Here is a 19,270-nt window from a genome sequence, read left to right as displayed (position 1 = left end):
CGCGCGGCCTAAAGTGGAAGGGGTAATGACATGAAAAAAACGACCGCTGTATGTTTGGTGCTGATGATGCTCTTCTTGTTTACCGCCGGCTGTTCACAAGAACGGACTGCCGGCCGGCCGGGAGAAACGGAGCTGACGTTTTGGACGTTTAACGGTCTGCACGAACAGTTTTATCAGGAAATGGTCAAAGAATGGAATCAGAAATATCCGGAGCGCAAAATCAAGCTGAATACCGTTGTTTATCCTTATGGACAAATGCATGATAATTTATCGGTTTCGCTGATCGCGGGTGAGGGGCTTCCCGATATAGCCGACGTGGAATTAAGCCGGTTCTCGAACTTTCTGAAGGGGAAGGATATCCCGCTTGCCGATCTGACGCCGCTGATTGAAAAAGACCGCGATAAGTTTGTGGAAGCGCGTCTGGCCTTGTACAGCAAAAACGGAAAATTGTACGGCCTTGATACACATGTGGGGACGACCGTCATGTTTTACAACATGGATATCATGAAAAAAGCGGGCGTTGATCCCGCCTCCATTAAGACATGGGAAGATTACCGGCGGGCAGGGAAAAAAGTGCGTGAAGCATCTGGGAAACCGATGGGAACGGTTGAAACAAACGACTCCGCCACATTCCTATCCATGATTTCGCAGCAAGGGTCAGGCTACTACAGCAAAAACGGAAAATTGATTCTGAACAGCAAGACGAATACAGACACACTGAATTATGTAAAGGACATGGTAAATGATAAAACCCTTCTGCCGGCTCCCGGCGGCGGCCATCACAGCGAAGAATACTACGGTTTTATGAATCAGGGCGGGGCAGCCTCAGTGCTGATGCCTATTTGGTACATGGGACGGTTTATCGATTATATGCCTGATTTAAAAGGAAAAATGGCGATTTACCCTATGCCGGCCTGGAAAGAAGGCGGTGACAGATCAGCGGGTTTAGGCGGAACAGCCACCGTCGTGCCGAAGCAGGCTGAACATCTGAATCTCGCGAAAGAATTTCTCGGTTTTGCGAAAGGTTCAAAGGAAGGGAACATAAAGCTTTGGACGGTGCTCGGCTTTGACCCGCTCCGCTGGGACGTGTGGGATTCAAAAGAATTGAAGGAGAAAAACAAGTACACGGATTTCTTCCGGAACGGTACGTCAATTTTTTCCTCGCTCCTTGAAATAAAAGATGAGATCAATCCGATTTATCTGCATGAAGACTTCTCTAAAGCGGCTGATCTTGTTGTCAGACAAGTGCTGTTCGATGCGCTGAAGACGCAGGAAAAAACACCTAAGGAAGCCTTGGACGAGGCGGCAGAGCAATTAGAGAAATAGGAGAAGCCGCCCTATTTAACAGTGAAAGCGGGGGAGCTTTTATGAGACCTGTAAAGACAGAGACAGCGCAAACCGTTTCTGCAGTCCGGAAGAAGCCGCGCCGGCGCAATGTGCTGTATTCAAAAAAAGCGGCGCCTTATCTTTTTACGGCGCCATTTATCATTTCGTTTCTCGTTTTCTTTTTGTATCCGATCATCAGCGTGTTTATCATGAGCTTTCAGCGGATACTGCCGGGAGAAATTACATTTGTCGGGTTTTCCAATTATACCGCTCTTCTTAATCCAACCTTTTACACCGCACTGTTTAACACATTGGAATATACCTTCTGGACGCTGATCGTGCTGATTCCGGTGCCGCTTCTTTTGGCGGTGATTCTGAATTCGAAGCTCGTCAGGTTCAGAAATGTATTTAAATCGGCTCTGTTTGTACCGGCTTTAACATCGACGATCGTAGCGGGGATTATTTTCCGTCTGATGTTCGGAGAAATGAATACGTCGCTTGCAAACGAGCTGATGATGAAGCTTGGCGCATCACCCCAAAACTGGCTCAACAACAAAGGTACCGGCATGTTTTTAATGGTGCTGCTTGCGTCATGGAGGTGGATGGGCATTAACATTCTTTACTTTCTGGCGGGATTGCAAAACGTGCCGAAAGAATTGTATGAAGCGGCTGAAATTGACGGGGCGAGTACGTGGAAAAAGTTCCGTCATATTACCCTTCCATTTTTAAAGCCGGTGTCCGTTTATGTGTTAACGATCAGTATTATCGGCGGTTTCAGAATGTTTGAGGAAAGCTATGTGCTTTGGCAGAATAATTCCCCGGGCAATATCGGCCTCACGCTTGTCGGTTATTTATATCAGCAGGGGCTTGCATACAACGAAATGGGGTACGGGGCCGCAATCGGAATTGTCCTTTTGCTTGTCATCTTACTAGTCAGCCTTGTTTCACTGAAACTGTCCGGTTCGTTTAAAGGGGAGGGATAAGCGTTGCGTAACAATCACATGTTTTCCGTGTACAGAGTCGCGTTTACCTTGTTTTTTATCATGCTGAGCCTGTTGTATATCTTTCCGATGATCTGTCTATTGCTCGGTTCTTTAAAGCCGTCATCTGAGCTGATGCGCATCGGGCTGAATCTGCGTCTTGATCCGGATGTGATGAGCCTTGATAACTACACCTATTTGTTCAACGGGGGGAGCATTTATTTCAAATGGTTTTTTAACAGCCTGCTGCTCGGCGTTCTCACCACGGTTCTCACGCTGTTTTTTTCCTCTTTGATCGGCTACGGACTCGGTGTCTACGAATTTAAGGGCAGAAATATTATTTTCGTTCTTGTGCTGATCATTATGATGGTGCCTCTTGAAGTGATGATGCTTCCGTTGTTCAAATTGACGGTGGGTCTTCATTTGATCGATTCTTATACGGGGGTGATTCTGCCGTTTATTGTGTCGCCTGTCGCCGTGTTCTTTTTCCGGCAATATGCGCTCGGACTTCCGAAGGATCTGCTTGATTCAGCGAGAATGGACGGCTGCACGGAATTCGGCATTTTTTTCAGAATTATGGCGCCGCTCATGAAACCGGCATTCGGGGCAATGATCATTCTTCAATCTTTAAACAGCTGGAATAACTTTTTATGGCCGCTGATCGTGCTTCGGTCGAAAGAAATGTTTACGCTTCCAATCGGACTTTCAGGGCTGCTGAGTCCGTACGGCAACAACTATGACATGCTGATTTCCGGGTCCGTTTTTGCGATACTGCCGGTGATCATCATATTCTTGTTTTTCCAAAAATACTTCATTTCCGGCCTCACAGTAGGCGGAGTGAAGGGATAGAGAGAGGGAGGAAATAATGAAAAAAGCGGGGATTACAGCAGATAAAGAATATATCATCGGTGAAGTGGACAAACGGATGTACGGATCATTTATAGAACATATGGGCCGGGCGGTGTATGAAGGCATTTATGAGCCCGGACACCCGAAAGCCGACAAGGACGGCTTCAGAACAGACGTGCAGGAGTTAATCAAGGAATTGCAAGTGCCGTTCATCCGCTATCCGGGAGGGAATTTTCTCTCGGGCTACAATTGGGAAGACGGCGTAGGGCCGGTGAAGGACCGCCCGCGGAGGCTTGATTTGGCATGGCAGACGACAGAAACGAACGAAGTGGGGACGAATGAATTTTTAACGTGGGCGAAAAAAGTGAACGCCGAAGTGAATATGGCGGTCAATCTCGGGACGAGAGGGATCGATGCCGCCCGGAACCTCGTCGAATACTGCAACCATCCTGAAGGGTCATACTGGAGCGACTTACGAAAATCGCACGGATATGAAAAACCTTACGGCATCAAAACATGGTGCTTAGGAAATGAGATGGACGGCCCTTGGCAGATCGGTCATAAAACGGCGCATGAATACGGACGGCTCGCCGCTGAAACGGCAAAGGTGATGAAATGGACGGACCCGACGATCGAATTGGTGGCTTGCGGAAGCTCAAACAGCGGCATGCCGTCCTTCATCGAGTGGGAGGCCGAGGTGCTTGAGCATACGTACGAGCATGTGGATTACATCTCACTGCATACGTATTACGGCAACCATGAAAATGATCTTGAAAACTATTTGGCGAAGTCGATGGATTTAGACCATTTTATTAAATCCGTCACAGCCGTATGTGATTATATGAAAGCGAAAAAACGCAGCAAAAAAACGATTCACCTTTCTTTAGATGAATGGAATGTGTGGTATCACTCAAATGAAGCGGATAAAAAAGTGGAGCCATGGATTACGGCCCGGCCGATTCTCGAAGACATCTACAATTTTGAAGATGCACTGTTGATCGGTTCACTGCTGATTACGATGCTGCAGCATGCGGACAGACTAAAGATCGCCTGTCTCGCCCAGCTTGTCAACGTAATTGCGCCTATTATGACTGAAAAGGGCGGAGAAGCATGGAGACAGCCGATCTTTTACCCTTACATGCACGCCTCTGTCTACGGGAGAGGGACTTCAATGAAGCTGCTGGTCACCTCCCCGAAATACGACTCAGCGGATTTTACGGATGTGCCGTATGTTGATGCCGCGGCCGTTTACCATGAAGAGGATGAAGCACTGACCATTTTTGCCGTCAACAAAAGCAAGGAACTGATGGAAACGGAGATAAAGCTGAGAGGGTTTGAAGATTACCGCATTATTGAGCATATCGTGCTGGAGCATCAGGATATGAAAGCGACCAATCAAAAAAACAGAAAAGAAGTCATTCCGCACTCCAACGGGACGTCTTCCGCAAACGCCGAAGGAATAACGGCTCATTTTACGCCGCTGTCCTGGAATGTCATCCGTTTATCAGGAAAATAGCGTTCCGAAAAGCCGGGCTTAGCCGCCGGCTTTTTTTTACGTAAAAATCATCTACTGTTATCTGATAATTGTGATAATATTTAGAAAAAGAGAAAAGGGGCTGGGATTAAATGAATGCGATTACAATCGTCATAGCGTCTATATGTATTTTGGCGATCGCCTATCGGCTTTACGGTACCTTTATGATGGTCAAAGTATTAAAAATCAATGATCAGACACCGACTCCGGCCCATGTGCTTGAGGATGGGAAAGATTATGTGCCGACGAATAAGTGGGTGTCATTCGGCCACCACTTCGCGGCAATCGCCGCTGCCGGCCCGCTTGTCGGACCGATTCTGGCAGCTCAGTTCGGCTATCTGCCCGGGCTTTTATGGCTGTTAATCGGAGCGGTGATCGGAGGAGCCGTGCACGATATTGTCGTATTGTTTGCATCAATGCGGAAAAACGGGAAAACGCTTTCTGAAGTCGCCAAAGAAGAGCTCGGCCCAGTGGCGGGTTTTTGCACGGGTCTCTCGATGCTGTTTATCATTACGATCACGATGGCGGGGCTGTCCATGGTTGTGCTGCACGCGCTTGAGAAAAACCCGTGGGGAACGTTTGCGGTGGGGATTACGATTCCGATCGCGATGGGGGTCGGCCTCTATTATAAAAAAACGGGCAATCTCAAACTCGCATCAACTGTCGGGTTTCTTTTGTTAATGGCCGGTGTTGTCATCGGGCCGTGGCTGCAGACAACGGCTCTCGGGGACATGCTGACACTGGATGCGAAAACGCTTGCAGTGGCGCTTCCTGTCTATGCGTTTTTCGCCGCGGCGCTTCCGGTTTGGCTTTTGCTGGCTCCGCGTGACTATTTAAGCAGTTTTATGAAAATCGGGGTTTTTGCCGCTTTGATCGCAGGCGTCTTTTTCGTCAATCCCGCCATTAAATTCCCGGCCGTAACGGAGTTTATTCACGGCGGAGGGCCGGTGATCGCGGGTCCTGTCTGGCCGTTTATTTCAATAACGATTGCCTGCGGCGCCATTTCGGGCTTTCATGCATTTGTCGGTTCCGGCACAACGCCGAAAATGCTGGATAAATGGAGTGATATAAAGCCGGTTGCTTTCGGAGCGATGCTTGTGGAATGTCTCGTCGGAATTATGGCGCTCATTGCAGCTGCCGCTCTTGAGCCCGCCGATTATTTTGCCATTAACAGCACGCCTGAAATATTCCGCACCCTCGGGATGAATGTCGTCCATCTGCCTGAATTGAGCAAAGAAATCGGGCTCAGTCTGGAAGGAAGAACGGGCGGCGCCGTTACGCTTGCCGTCGGAATGACGTATATCTTTACGGAGATTCCGTTTTTCAGTCATTTGGCTTCATACTTTTTTCAATTCGTCATTATGTTTGAAGCGGTGTTTATTTTAACGGCGATTGATGCGGGAACCCGTGTCGCCCGGTACTTGATTCAAGAGTTTTTCGGAGAGGTCTATAAGCCGCTGAAAAAAACAGACTGGCTGCCGGGCTCGATTTTCTCAAGCGCGCTCGCCTGCCTGCTGTGGGGCTATCTTCTGTATTCGGGCGACATCAGTTCCATTTGGGCGCTGTTTGGCGTATCCAATCAGCTTATGGCGTCTGTCGGCTTAATTATCGGTGCGACCGTCGTATTAAAAATAGCGGATAAGCGGCGCTATATGCTGACATGCTTGATTCCTCTCGCTTATTTGTATGTGACCGTCAACTATGCGGGTTATTGGATGGTGCGGTATGTGTATTTGAACCCTGAAGCGGCGGGATACAACGTGCTGAATGGCGTTTTATCCATTATCATGCTCATTCTCGGGCTTGTGATTATCATTGCGGCTGTGAAAAAATGGGCGAATGTATGGCGTGATCCGAGTGCCAGACTGGAAGCTTCAATACCCGGATAAATCCGCGGCCGTCCGAACATTGCACAATCATAAAAAAAGCAGAGAGCCGATCGGTCTCTCTGCTTTCATCTTATGACAAATCCGCCGCTTCCAAAAGGTAATCCGCCAAATGAACCGCGCGGACACGGCCTGTTAATCCTTCGCGTAAAATGCCGAGCTGCATTTGCAGAAGGCATCCGGGATTGGCTGTCACGATGACGGCCGCCTCCGTTTTTCCGGCGGCTTTCATCTTACTGTCTAATATTTTCATAGACATCTCTGACTCTGTTATATTATAAATTCCCGCCGACCCGCAGCAGCTGTCGGCCTTTTCCATTTCTCTGTACTCAGCCCCTTTAATGCTTTTCAAAAGCGTGCGCGGTTCCTCTGACGTATGCATCACATTGCGGAGATGGCAGGAGTCCTGATATGTGACGATATGAGGAGACTGCACCCGCAGGTTTTTTTGATGGAACTTCAGATCAACCAGTACGGATGAAAAGTCTTTGAGCTTCCGGACGAATTGTTCGGCACGTTCCGCCCATCCGGGTTCATCTTTCAGTAAATGGGGATATTCCTGAAGAAAGGCGCCGCATCCGCCGGCGTTTGTAATGATATAATCAGCGTCAAGCGCTTCAAAAGCCGCGATATTCCGCTTGGCCAGTTCTTTTCCCATCTCTTTTTCTCCGCTGTGCCCGTGAAGCGCGCCGCAGCACGCCTGGCCGTCCGGAACCGCGATTTCACACCCGGCCGCCTGTAAAAGCGCCGTTGTCGCATGATTTGTCGCTAAAAACATCGTATCCATTAAGCAGCCCGAGAAAAAAGCGGCCCGTTTTTGGACGGGACCCGCGGCAGGAAGAAAACGCGGCCTTTCCTTCATGTCTTTCCGTTTCGGGGCGGGCGGGAGCACTTGTTCCATTGTGCGCAGATGCTCAGGCAAAACGCGCAGCATACCGGTTTTTCTGACGGCGGTCTGCAGTCCCGATCTTTGGTATATTCCGAGAAGATTCACGGCTGTCTGCATGCGGTTTTGATGTGGGAAAAGCCCGGTGAAGGCGGCTTTCCGCAAGAGGCGCACGCCCGGCTTATGTTTTTTATTTTGATGAATGATATCCCTCGCTTCTTCAAGCAGCTGTCCGTAATTGACCCCTGCCGGACAAACGGGCTCGCATGCCCGGCATCCGAGACACAGCGAAAGTGAGCGCTCGACATCTTCATCAGGCTCGATCAGTCCGTCAGTGACGGCTTTCATCAGGGCGATCCGGCCGCGCGGCGAATGGGATTCTTGAAATCCCGATTCGATATAGGTCGGACAGGAAGGAAGGCAGAAGCCGCAGCGCATACAGTTCAGCAATTCACCTTCATCCATGCGGTTTTTGAATTCTGTTTGAATGTGTTTCTGCTCTTTAGCCGTTGTCATTTCATCACCACCACGCGTTTCCTTGATGAATTGGCGAATATTTTTCCCGGATTCAGCAGATTTTGGGGATCAAGCGCTTGTTTGATCGCTTTCATGGCGGTGATGCCTTCTGTTTTCAGTTTCATTTCTAAATACGGCGCTTTTACGATGCCGACCCCGTGTTCACCCGTTATCGTTCCGCCCAGCTCAATCGCTTTTTCAAAAATGGCGGCAAAAGCTTTTTCGACACGTTCCATCTCCTCTGTATTTCGGATATCGGTGGTGCACGTCGGATGGAGGTTGCCGTCTCCGGCATGGCCGAATGTGCAGATGGACAAGCCGTATGTTTCTGCAATCTCGTTAATGGCTTTGACCATGCTGGCAATTTGCGATCTCGGCACGGTCGCATCTTCCAGAATCGTTGTCGGTTTCAGCCGGGCAAGGGCTGATAATGCGGACCGTCTGGCCTCTGTAAGCGCGAATGCCTCTTCCTCGGTTTCAGCCGTTTGGACGGATACGGCTGCTCCGTTTTTACAGATGGCTTCGATTTTTTCCATATCGCGTCTGACCGTGTCGATGTCACCGTCCTGTTCGATCAGCAGCACCGCTTTTGCGTCGGTCGGAAGCCCGATCTTGGCGTAATCTTCAATGACCTGAAGTGTCGGCTGATCCAGAAATTCGAGTGTCGCCGGAATGATTTTTTCAGCGATGATGGCAGAAACAGATTCCGCAGCCGCTTCAATATGTTCATAGAGTGCAAGTAGCGTTTTTTTCGTTTCCGGCTTCGGAACCAGCTTTAAAGTCGCTTCCGTCACAACGCCGAGCGTCCCTTCTGATCCGACGAAAAGCCGGGTCAGATCATAACCGGCGACATCCTTTGTCAGCTTTCCTCCTGTGCGGATGATATCGCCTGAAGCCAAGACGGCTTCAAGGCCGAGGACATAATCCCGGGTGACGCCGTACTTCAAACCGCGCAGCCCGCCTGAATTTTCATTAATATTCCCGCCGATTGTCGATATTTTCATGCTGCTCGGATCAGGCGGATAAAATAAACCTTTTTGTTCAACCGCACGGATCATATCTTGCGTGATCACGCCCGGCTGGACGGTTGCCGTCAAATTTTCTTCATCGATTTCAAGAATGCGGTTCATATGTTTGAATAAAAGCACAAGCCCGCCTTCAGACGGACATGTGCCGCCGCATAAGTTTGTGCCTGAACCCCTCGGCACGATCGGAATGTCATGCCTGCTGCAAATCGTTAATATACGGGACACGTCATCCGCGCTGCGGGGGGCGATTACCGCATCCGGCATGGCTTGCAGCTGAGGAGCCGCATCATAAGAATACACAAGACGGCCCGCCGCCGAATCATCATAATTCTCCTTCCCGACCGTCCGGATGAACGCTTCTTTTGCCTCTCGTGAAATCATGTTCTCCCAACCTCCCTGATAAGAAAAGCGTTTTCATTTAATTGTAAAGAAAAACGATTCCGCACACTATGGAGAAACATATGAAAAATGATGATATGATTACGTGCTTTTTGTATGTTGATCTAAAAAGCGCAGCGCCAAATAAAAAGCCGTTATGTCTTTGGGGCGGTCAAGTTTCATATTTGTCAGTGATTCCAGTTTGGAAAGACGGTAGCGCAATGTATTGATATGAATATGCATGTCGTCGGCGGTGCGCTTTAACGATAATTGCCGGTCGAAAAAGGCGCGCAGCGTATCCAGAAGTTCTTCCCGGTCCAGTACATGCTCGAGAACCCGCCGTGAAAATTCCGACCTCGTGCGGGGTGTGATATCGGCAAGACACATATCCAGTTTTAAATCTTCTTCAAAGACGGCCTGCTTGTCACCGATACCGGCTGAAAGTGCTTTATCCGCCTGTTCGTATGATTCCGTGAGGCGCTCTCCCGGAACGATCCGTCCGATGCCGGCGGTGACAGGCTGCCCGAAAACGGCGCCGATCTTTTTAATGAGCTGTGTTTTGGAAGCCGAATTTGCTTCATGATTAATGAGAATGCGTTCATTTCCCCAGCGGACAAACAGGTCTTCAGGGCATTCGTACTGCCAGAGCCGCCCGAGCTCCTCCGCTTTATATTGCTCATAACGGCCTTGAATGAGTATGATCCGGCGGTATGCGTGAAGGTCTGCGCCGATGAGCTTTGCTTTTTCTAAAAAGCCCGGAGACCATTCTTTCAGCTGCAGCCAATCAACCATAAAGGATTCAAGCATTCTCGCACGCCACTGCGCTTCTTCCATATGGCGCGTTTCTTTAATAAACAGCTCCGTCATTTTTCTGAGCAATTCTCCGAAAGGCAGGATATCGTCCGGGTCTCCTGTCAGGCCGAATACTCCGATCACTTCATGGCCTGAAAAAACGGGGAGGTTCAGTCCTGCTTTTACGCCCTCGAGCCGTTTTTCATCTTCTTTCGTAATGATGACATTCCGTTTTTCGCGCGCGCAGATCAGTGCGCCTTCATGAAACCATCCGGCGCGCGCCTCGTTGGTGCCCGCGATGATCATTCCTTTTGTATCGGCAATAATCACTTCGCGGCTGTACATATGTTTGACTTCGGCAATCAATTTCTTTGCCAGTTCCGGCTGTAACTGCATGGCGATCCCCCTCGCCATTATTATACAAAAAAAACCGGGTGTCCCATCACCCGGTTCATGTTTATTGCGCAGGTTTTAATCCGCCTTCAAGTGTTTTGAGCATTTCATTTTTTTCTGAGTCCGACGCATGCTGCCAAAGAACTTCGAATAAGACGCCGAGGCCCGGAAGCATTTTTTCTTCACCGCTTTGGATGGCGTCAACGATAGTATGCTCCAGCTGATCCTGGTTATTGCCGGTTACATTGGCAATAACGGCGTTGCGTAAATTAAGATCCATTACAACCGCTCCTTTTTTCTGAATGTGATACGCATATTCTTACCGCGCACGCGGTTTATTATGTGCTGTTCTTAAGATATAATAACAACATGCATGAAAAAAGGAGAGCACAGACATAAAGTGAAACGAATCGACTCTGCAAAAAACCAAAAAGTGAAGGACTGGAAAAAACTTCACACAAAAAAAGAGAGACTTAAAACGAATACATTTCTGATAGAAGGAGAGCATCTGGCAGAAGAAGCGCTCAAATCAAAGGGAACGGTAAAAGAAATTCTCGTAAACGATGAGAGCGCCATCCCGGCCGATCTGGACATGAGCATTCCGTGCTACGTGCTGAGCGAAGACGCGTTTTCAGCCGTGACGGAAACAGAAACGCCGCAGCGGATCGCCGCGGTCTGCCATATGCCGGATAAGCAGCCTGATCAGCTGAAGCAGCTGCTTCTGATTGATGCCGTGCAGGACCCGGGGAATTTAGGAACAATGATCAGAACGGCAGATGCGGCGGGCATCGACGCCGTTGTCCTTGGTGAGGGAACAGCAGACCCGTACAATGGAAAAACGCTGCGTTCAGCACAAGGATCTCATTTTCATATTCCCATTTTAAAACGTCCGCTTGATGAGTTCACCGCTGAGCTGAAATCACAAGGCGTCGCGATCTACGGCACGGCGCTTGAAAACGGTGCGGCTTATCAAAGCGTGAAGCCTGAAGAATCGTTCGCGTTAATCGTCGGGAACGAGGGGGCGGGAGTGGACGCCGGCCTTCTGCAAAAAACGGATCTCAACCTGTACGTTCCGCTGTACGGGCAGGCGGAATCGCTGAATGTGGCGGTAGCTGCCGCCATCCTCGTTTATCATCTCAGAGGATAGGTTGCGAAAAGCCTTGGATTTCACTATAATAGATAGCAATAATGTAAAAACCGTGACAGAGGACGTCAATTTTTGCACACACTGCCTTCCAGGGAGAAAATGCCGCTGACTGAAAGCATTTTTATCGCAGCACAAAAATTGATTTTCACCTCTCGAGTTGTCACCGGGACCGCGCCAAACGCGCGTAAAGGTGAACCGGAACGATCGTTTCCGTTATGTCAATGAAGCTGTCGGCAGATGAAGTCTGCCTTAAAAAGGGTGGTACCGCGGCCACAACTCGTCCCTTCTCTCAAGGGGCGGGTTTTTTTGTTTTCTGAAAAAGGCATAGAACGGTTTGGTTTACATAAAAGGAGGATGCATGATGGAAGAGAAGCTTAAACAGCTTGAACTGGAAGCTGCAGAAAAAGTAGAAGCGGCGGGTTCATTAAAAGAAGTTAACGACATTCGGGTGCAATATCTCGGAAAAAAAGGGCCGATTACAGAAGTTCTCCGCGGCATGGGCAAACTGTCCGCCGAAGAGCGCCCGAAAATGGGAGCGCTCGCCAATGATGTGAGAGAGCGCATTGCAGCAGCCATTACGGCGAAAAATGAACAGCTTGAACAAGAAGAAATGAATAAAAAACTCAGCAGCCAGACGATTGACGTCACATTGCCGGGCAGTCAGGTAAACATCGGCGGACGCCATCCGCTGACGGTCGTTATTGAAGAAATTGAAGATTTATTTATCGGCATGGGATATACCGTCGAAGAAGGCCCTGAAGTGGAAACGGATTATTACAACTTTGAGGCGCTGAACCTGCCGAAGGAACATCCGGCCCGCGACATGCAGGACAGCTTTTACATTACAGAAGAAATGCTGATGAGAACGCAAACGTCACCGGTGCAGACGCGCACGATGGAAAAGCATAAAGGAAAAGGCCCCGTCAAAATCATTTGTCCTGGTAAAGTGTATCGCCGCGACAACGATGACGCGACACATTCCCATCAGTTCATGCAGATTGAGGGTCTCGTCGTCGACCGCAAAATCAGCATGAGCGACCTGAAAGGCACGCTTGAATTGGTCGCCAAAAAAATGTTCGGCCAAGATCGTGAAATCAGGCTCCGTCCGAGCTTTTTCCCATTCACAGAGCCTTCTGTCGAGGTGGATGTGACCTGCTTTAAGTGCGGCGGACAAGGCTGCTCCGTCTGCAAAAAAACAGGCTGGATCGAAATTCTCGGCGCCGGCATGGTTCACCCGAACGTGCTGAAGATGGCCGGATTCAATCCTGAGGAATACCAGGGTTTTGCTTTCGGAATGGGTGTTGAACGTATCGCGATGCTGAAATACGGCATTGAAGATATCCGCCATTTCTATACCAATGATGTCAGATTCATTTCGCAGTTTAAACAGGCGTAAGAGGAGGATACACATGTTTGTTTCTTATAAATGGTTAGAAGATTACGTTGACTTGCAGGGAATCGACCCGGCCGTGCTTGCAGAAAAAATTACGAGAGCCGGTATTGAAGTTGAGGGTATCGAGTATAAAGGGGAGGGCGTAAAAGGCGTTGTCATCGGACACGTGCTTGAGCGCGAACAGCACCCGAATGCCGACAAGCTCAACAAATGCCTTGTTGATATCGGTGCGGAGGAACCCGTGCAGATTATCTGCGGCGCCCCGAATGTTGATAAAGGACAGAAGGTTGCCGTTGCAACAGTCGGAGCCGTGCTTCCCGGCAATTTCAAAATAAAAAAAGCCAAGCTGCGCGGCGAAGCGTCTCACGGCATGATCTGTTCCCTTCAGGAGCTCGGCATTGAAAGCAAGCTCGTGGCGAAAGAATATGCGGAAGGCATTTTCGTTTTTCCGAATGATGCTGAAACGGGAGCTGACGCAATGGCGGCCCTTCAGCTTGATGATGCGATTTTAGAATTGGGCTTAACGCCGAACCGCGCCGACGCGATGAACATGCTTGGCGTGGCTTATGAAGTTGCGGCTATCCTCGGCGCAGAGGTAAAGCTTCCGGAGGCTTCATATGAAAAAGCGGCAGAAAAAGCGGCGGATGCTGTTTCCGTTAAGGTTGAAGATACGCAGGCCAATCCGCATTATGCCGCAAAAATCATTAAAAACGTCAAAATCGGCCCGTCTCCGCTTTGGATGCAGACGAAACTGATGAATGCAGGCATCCGCCCGCATAATAACGTCGTGGATATTACAAACTTCGTCCTCCTTGAGTACGGACAGCCGCTTCACGCTTTCGATTACGACCGGTTCGGTTCAAAAGCGGTCGTCGTCAGAAAAGCGGCGGAAAACGAAACCATCGTGACGCTGGATGAACAAGAGCGCAAGCTGTCAAGCAGCCATTTGGTCATCACAAACGGAAAAAAAGCGCAAGCCGTTGCGGGAGTCATGGGCGGAGCTGAGTCTGAAGTCCGCGAAGACACCACTGCGATTTTACTGGAAGCCGCTTATTTCGACGGACAGACCGTCCGCAAAGCGTCGAGAGACCTCGGACTGAGAAGCGAAGCGAGCGCCAGATATGAAAAAGGCATTGATCCGGCCCGCGTTTTGCTGGCGGCTGAACGGGCCTGCAGTCTCATTCAGGCATATGCCGGCGGAGAAGTGCTCTCAGGCACGGTTGAAGAAAACCATCTGAAAATCGAAGCAAACAACATTCACGTGTCTGTTGAAAAAGTGAACGCCGTACTCGGCATGACAATCGCTAAAGAAGAAATCATCAGCATTTACAAGCGCCTCGGGTTTGCAGTCGGTGAAGCTGAAGACGTTCTCGTCGTAACGGTGCCGTCGCGCCGCGGAGATATTAGAATAGAAGAAGACCTGATTGAAGAAGCGGCGAGATTGTACGGGTATGACAATATTCCGTCCACGCTTCCGGAAACGGCCGGCACGACAGGCGGCTTGACACCGTATCAGGCAAAACGCCGGAAAGTGAGACGTTTCCTTGAAGGAGCGGGTCTTTCACAAGCGACCACTTATTCATTAACGAATGATAAAAAAGCGGCCGCTTTTGCGATCGAAAAATCATTCAACACGATGCTTGCTCTGCCGATGAGCGAAGAAAGAAGCATTCTCAGACACAGCCTCGTGCCGAATCTTCTTGAAGCCGTTTCATACAATCTGGCCAGACAGACTGATTCTGTTGCTTTATATGAAACGGGTTCTGTATTTCTGACGAAAGAAGAAAACACAAAACCGGTTGAAAAAGAACGGGTTGCCGGAGCTGTAACCGGATTGTGGCGCAAAAATTTATGGCAGGGTGAGAAAAAGCCGGTTGATTTCTTCGTCGCCAAAGGAATCGTTGAAGGCCTGCTGCATCAATTGAATGTGTCAGACCGGGTTGAATTTGTCCAGTCAGAACGCAAAAACATGCATCCCGGCCGGACGGCAAACATTCTATTGAACGGTTCGCTTGCCGGATTTATCGGCCAGGTGCATCCGGCAATGGAAAAAGAGCTGGATATCAAAGAAACGTATGTGTTCGAGCTTGATCTGCACGCGCTTCTGACCGAGGAAACAGAACCTGTCGTGTATACGCCGATTCCGAAGTATCCGTCCGTCACGCGCGACATTGCGCTTGTGGCAGATAAAACCGTTACAAGCGGACAGCTCGAAGCCGTGATCAAAGAAGCCGGCGGCGCGCTGCTGAAAGAAGTCACCGTATTTGATGTGTACGAAGGTGAGCATATGGAAGAAGGCAAAAAATCCGTCGCCTTCTCGCTCCAATATGTTAACCCTGAACAAACATTGACAGAAGAAGAAGTGACAAAAGTACATGAAAACGTGCTGAAAGCGCTGGAAGAAACGTATCAGGCTGTATTAAGAGGATAAAGAAAAAGCTTGCAGATCACTCTGCAAGCTTTTTTATTATGACCGCTTCCGTTCAACAAGGCGTTTCGCTTTTTGCGTATTGGCAAAATGAAGTTTGGTGAACGTTCTGAGCGCACCTTCTCCCTTATTGATGATCAGCTTGGCGGCAGCTTCATCGACGTGCGGCCCCGCGCCTTTTGGAATCGTCATCCCAGCCTCTCGGGAAAGCTTATCCATTTCAATTAAGAAAGAATATCGCGCAATGATAGAGGCTGCGGCGACGGAAAGATGTATGCTTTCCGCTTTCGTGCTGAAAAACGTTTTTTCTTTTACGATATCCCGTCCGGAAAGATGCTTAAAATAAATGCCGGGCTCTGCGAATTGGTCAATCAGAATCGCTTCCGGTTTAACGCCGTTCATTTTTCTCAGCAGATTGGAAATCGCCTGATTATGAAGGAGCGCCTTCATTTTTCCTTGGCTCATGCCTTTTTCCTGCATCTGATTGTATTTTTCGTTTTTTAACACAAGCAGGCTGTAAGGAATGGTTTTAATTAACAGTTTGGCGATTTCAATAATCTGCGGATCTTTTAAATCCTTCGAATCCTTCACACCGAGTTCTTTCATTAAAGAGAGCTTTGATTTGTCGGCGTAGGCGCAGGCAACTGTTATCGGCCCGAAGTAATCGCCTGTTCCGACTTCATCAGAGCCGATCACTGACATGGAGGCAATGCCCGCCGGGGGAGCGTAGAGCGGGTCGGCCGCTTTTTTGACGGTTTTCTTTGCTTTCGGCGCCTCAGCCGTTCCCCAGCGGGCCGCTTCTGTGCCGGCATTTTTTCCTTGAAAGAGAACCTTGCCCGAGCGGTAGGCTGTAATGGTACAGCCCGGAGGCTTAGCCTGGAAGACGGCGCCCTGCGGAACGGCGGGAGTAAGGGAGCCGGCATAGGATTGTTTCATTTGTTCCATAGCGGAAGCGGATACTTTTATAACAGAATGGGACACGATATAATCTCCTTTTTTGGCACTTTTCACTGTATATACCAGTGTATCATAACAGCCTGAGGCTCGTCTTTCCATTCAAACGATAATCGTGGTATGATAGGAACTAGGATTCTCGCGGAATGGAGGAGAAACGTTGTCTGACGGCAAAAAAACCAAAACGACAGTAAACATTTACGGCCAGCACTTCACCATTATCGGGGAAGAAAGCAAAGCGCACATGCGCCATGTGGCCGGAGTGGTTGATGATAAAATGAGAGAAATCAACGAGAAAAATCCATATCTTGATATAAATAAGCTCGCTGTATTGACTGCGGTCAATGTCGTGCATGATTATATGAAACTGCAAGAAAAATATGAAATACTGGAGCGGCAGCTTAAAGAAAAGGAATGAACACCATATGATAGATATCATCATCTTAGTTTTGCTCTTAATGGGCACATTGCTTGGATTAAAAAGAGGATTTATCCTCCAATTTATATATTTAACGAGTTTCATCCTCTCGATTGCGTTTGCGGCGCTTTTTTACAAAAACCTGGCCCCGCATCTGAGCTTTATACCCGCGCCTGATTTTTCCGGCGGGCAGGCGGCTCTGTCTTTTATTAAAGGAAACGTAGAGACGGCTTATTACAACGCGATCGCGTTTGTCATTTTGTTTATCATCGCAAAGATTCTGCTTCGGATTATCGGAGCGGCGCTTAATATTATCGCCAGCATTCCGGTCATTAAACAGATCAACAAACTGCTGGGCGGGGTGCTCGGATTTCTGGAAGTCTATTTATTTGCGTTTATCCTGTTATACGTCGCATCCGTACTGCCGGTAAGCGTGCTTCAGGATATGCTCGCACAATCGACGCTTGCAAATATCATCACACATCATACGCCGTATCTGTCAGGGCTCCTGCAAGAACTGTGGGCCCAGTACGGGGCATAAAAAACTTCTCTTGACCGGAGAAGTTTTTTTCAAGCTCTGCGCCAGTTGTGCCGGAGGAGAAAAATTTGTATGATGAAAAGCAGGAAACGACTGGGGGTTAACAGTATGCATAAAAAAGATATCATCAGGCTGCTTGAAACGATTGCGGTCTATATGGAACTGAAAGGGGACAACCCGTTTAAAATATCAGCCTTCCGAAAAGCGGCAGCGGCGCTTGAGCAGGATGACCGCAGCCTGTCGGAAATCGACGACATGATGTCTATATCCGGCATCGGAAAAGGCACTTACGGCGTCATTCGTGAATATATGCAGGAAGGTGTGTCCGGCACGCTTCTCCAATTGCAGAAAGAAGTTCCGGAAGGCTTGGTTCCTCTTTTGAAGCTTCCGGGCCTCGGCGGCAAAAAAATCGCCAAGCTGTATCAGGAACTGGGCGTTCATGACGCGGAATCGCTGAAAGAAGCGTGCGAGCAGCAAAAAGTACAGGGGCTCGCCGGTTTCGGCAAAAAAACGGAGGAGAAAATCCTTCAGGCTCTCGGAGAAGCCGGAAAACAGCCGGAACGTTTTCCGATCGGCTATGCGCTCGGCATTGCTTCAGTAATTGAAGAACATTTGGCCCGGCTGACGGATATTCAGAAATATTCCCGGGCCGGCAGTCTCAGAAGAGCGCGGGAAACCGTAAAAGATCTGGATTACATTATCGCTACAGATCATCCGGAGGCTGTCAGAGAACAGCTTCTTTCCCTCCCGAACGTAAAAGACGTGATAGCGAGCGGGGATACAAAAGTATCAGTCATCCTGACCTTTGAATATGAGACGAGTGTGGATTTCCGGCTTGTGACAGAGGAACAGTTTGCCACCACACTGCATCATTTTACCGGTTCTAAAGATCACAACATTAAAATGCGCCAGCTGGCGAAAGAGCGCGGTGAACGGATCAGTGAATACGGAGTAGAAACCATAGAAACGGGAGACGTCAAAACATTCCCGAGCGAAGAAGCGTTTTACGCCCACTTCGGTCTGCCGTTTATTCCTCCTGAGCTCAGAGAAACCGGGCAGGAGGTCGACACGTACCGGGAAGAAACGGACCTTGTGGAGCATAAAGCGATAAAAGGCGATCTCCACATGCACTCAGCCTGGAGTGACGGCGCTTTTTCCATCAGAGAAATGGTAGAAGCTTGTATGGCAAAAGGCTATCAGTACATGGCGATTACCGACCATTCCCAATATTTAAAGGTAGCCAACGGGTTAACGGCCGAACGGCTCAAAAAACAGGCGGAAGAAATTGATGCGTTAAATGCTGAATTTGAAAATTTTCATATTTTTAAAGGCGTAGAAATGGACATTCTCCCCGACGGTTCGCTCGATTATGATGACAGTGTTCTGTCTGAAATGGATCTTGTCATCGCGTCTATTCATTCAAGCTTCAGCCAGCCGGAGCATGTCATTATGAAACGGCTTGAACAGGCGCTGACGAATAAGCACGTGGACATTATCGCCCACCCGACGGGACGCCTGATCGGCAGACGGGCCGGCTATGAAGTCGACATCGACATGCTGATTGAACTCGCCGCCAAAACAAATACGGCGCTTGAACTGAATGCAAACCCCGCGCGCCTCGATTTGCGGACTGAGCATCTGATCAAAGCAAATGAAAAAGGTGTGACTTTGGTCATTAATACCGATGCCCATAATATCGAGATGCTCGATGATATGAAAACGGGCGTGACCGCTGCGCGCAAAGGCTGGACGGAAACAAAACATGTGTTAAACGCCCGGCCGCTACACGAGGTCAAAGCATTTCTGACGCGCAATGATTAAGTA

At 49.1% G+C, this 19,270-nt stretch carries 16 protein-coding genes; 11 read left to right on the top strand and 5 right to left on the bottom strand.

Going from position 1 to position 19,270, the window contains the following annotated elements:
* Positions 1-30: 30 nt before the first annotated feature.
* The 5 genes from araN to cstA all read left to right on the top strand — a co-directional run bounded on the left by araN (position 31) and on the right by cstA (position 6,578).
* Positions 31-1,326 carry an arabinooligosaccharides ABC transporter substrate-binding protein AraN gene (gene araN, locus SB847_RS09575; protein WP_032873743.1) on the top strand — a complete coding sequence of 432 codons (1,296 nt, stop codon included), beginning with the start codon at positions 31-33 and terminating at the stop codon, positions 1,324-1,326.
* A 41-nt stretch (positions 1,327-1,367) separates the two neighbouring features.
* Positions 1,368-2,309 carry an arabinooligosaccharides ABC transporter permease AraP gene (gene araP / locus SB847_RS09570; RefSeq protein WP_007408105.1) on the top strand — a complete coding sequence of 314 codons (942 nt, stop codon included), beginning with the start codon at positions 1,368-1,370 and terminating at the stop codon, positions 2,307-2,309.
* Positions 2,310-2,327: 18 nt separating this feature from the next.
* Positions 2,328-3,155: an arabinooligosaccharides ABC transporter permease AraQ gene (gene araQ / locus SB847_RS09565; RefSeq protein ID WP_007612991.1), complete on the top strand. Its 828-nt coding sequence runs from the start codon at positions 2,328-2,330 to the stop codon at positions 3,153-3,155.
* Between the two features lie 16 nt (positions 3,156-3,171).
* On the top strand, positions 3,172-4,671 hold the full coding sequence (gene arfA, locus SB847_RS09560; protein ID WP_044801591.1) for an arabinosylfuranosidase ArfA: 1,500 nt from the start codon (positions 3,172-3,174) through the stop codon (positions 4,669-4,671).
* A 110-nt stretch (positions 4,672-4,781) separates the two neighbouring features.
* Entirely contained in the window at positions 4,782-6,578 is a 1,797-nt protein-coding gene (gene cstA, locus SB847_RS09555; protein ID WP_007408107.1) for a carbon starvation protein CstA, read from the top strand.
* Between the two features lie 70 nt (positions 6,579-6,648).
* On the opposite strand, the gene SB847_RS09550 is transcribed toward cstA, so the two are convergent.
* The 4 genes from SB847_RS09550 to sspI form a co-directional block, all read right to left on the bottom strand.
* Complete coding sequence (locus SB847_RS09550; RefSeq protein ID WP_105937460.1) at positions 6,649-7,977, bottom strand: (Fe-S)-binding protein; 1,329 nt, start codon at positions 7,975-7,977, stop codon at positions 6,649-6,651.
* Positions 7,974-9,386: a glycolate oxidase subunit GlcD gene (glcD, locus tag SB847_RS09545; RefSeq protein WP_015417962.1), complete on the bottom strand. Its 1,413-nt coding sequence runs from the start codon at positions 9,384-9,386 to the stop codon at positions 7,974-7,976. The genes SB847_RS09550 and glcD overlap by 4 nt, the downstream gene beginning before the upstream one ends.
* Before the next feature lie 99 nt (positions 9,387-9,485).
* A complete protein-coding gene (locus tag SB847_RS09540; RefSeq protein ID WP_410577641.1) occupies positions 9,486-10,571 on the bottom strand; it encodes a CdaR family transcriptional regulator in 1,086 nt (361 codons plus the stop codon).
* A 61-nt stretch (positions 10,572-10,632) separates the two neighbouring features.
* Positions 10,633-10,848: a small acid-soluble spore protein SspI gene (gene sspI / locus SB847_RS09535; RefSeq protein ID WP_003152527.1), complete on the bottom strand. Its 216-nt coding sequence runs from the start codon at positions 10,846-10,848 to the stop codon at positions 10,633-10,635.
* Positions 10,849-10,968: 120 nt separating this feature from the next.
* On the opposite strand from sspI, the gene SB847_RS09530 reads away from it, so the two are divergent.
* The 3 genes from SB847_RS09530 to pheT all read left to right on the top strand — a co-directional run bounded on the left by SB847_RS09530 (position 10,969) and on the right by pheT (position 15,539).
* Complete coding sequence (locus SB847_RS09530; protein ID WP_410577639.1) at positions 10,969-11,715, top strand: TrmH family RNA methyltransferase; 747 nt, start codon at positions 10,969-10,971, stop codon at positions 11,713-11,715.
* 361 nt (positions 11,716-12,076) lie between these two features.
* Positions 12,077-13,111 carry a phenylalanine--tRNA ligase subunit alpha gene (gene pheS, locus SB847_RS09525; protein WP_130570731.1) on the top strand — a complete coding sequence of 345 codons (1,035 nt, stop codon included), beginning with the start codon at positions 12,077-12,079 and terminating at the stop codon, positions 13,109-13,111.
* A 13-nt stretch (positions 13,112-13,124) separates the two neighbouring features.
* Positions 13,125-15,539: a phenylalanine--tRNA ligase subunit beta gene (gene pheT, locus SB847_RS09520; protein WP_101670122.1), complete on the top strand. Its 2,415-nt coding sequence runs from the start codon at positions 13,125-13,127 to the stop codon at positions 15,537-15,539.
* A gap of 36 nt (positions 15,540-15,575) precedes the next feature.
* Here pheT and rnhC read toward each other — a convergent pair whose 3' ends face one another.
* The gene (rnhC, locus tag SB847_RS09515) at positions 15,576-16,517 is read right to left on the bottom strand and encodes a ribonuclease HIII (protein ID WP_007408113.1); all 942 of its coding nucleotides are present in this window, start codon (positions 16,515-16,517) and stop codon (positions 15,576-15,578) included.
* Positions 16,518-16,650: 133 nt separating this feature from the next.
* Between rnhC and zapA the strand changes: the two genes are divergently transcribed.
* The 3 genes from zapA (at position 16,651) to polX (ending at position 19,267) form a co-directional block, all read left to right on the top strand.
* Positions 16,651-16,908: a cell division protein ZapA gene (gene zapA / locus SB847_RS09510; protein ID WP_007408114.1), complete on the top strand. Its 258-nt coding sequence runs from the start codon at positions 16,651-16,653 to the stop codon at positions 16,906-16,908.
* Between the two features lie 7 nt (positions 16,909-16,915).
* Positions 16,916-17,449, top strand: a complete 534-nt coding sequence (locus SB847_RS09505; protein ID WP_038459421.1) for a CvpA family protein — start codon at positions 16,916-16,918, stop codon at positions 17,447-17,449.
* 105 nt (positions 17,450-17,554) lie between these two features.
* Positions 17,555-19,267: a DNA polymerase/3'-5' exonuclease PolX gene (gene polX, locus SB847_RS09500; RefSeq protein ID WP_410577636.1), complete on the top strand. Its 1,713-nt coding sequence runs from the start codon at positions 17,555-17,557 to the stop codon at positions 19,265-19,267.
* Positions 19,268-19,270 lie beyond the last annotated feature (3 nt).

The sequence above is a fragment of the Bacillus sp. SIMBA_026 genome, from assembly GCF_046535335.1.
Taxonomy (GTDB): Bacteria; Bacillota; Bacilli; order Bacillales; family Bacillaceae; genus Bacillus; species Bacillus velezensis.
This window is presented reverse-complemented; position numbering and strand designations above follow the sequence as displayed.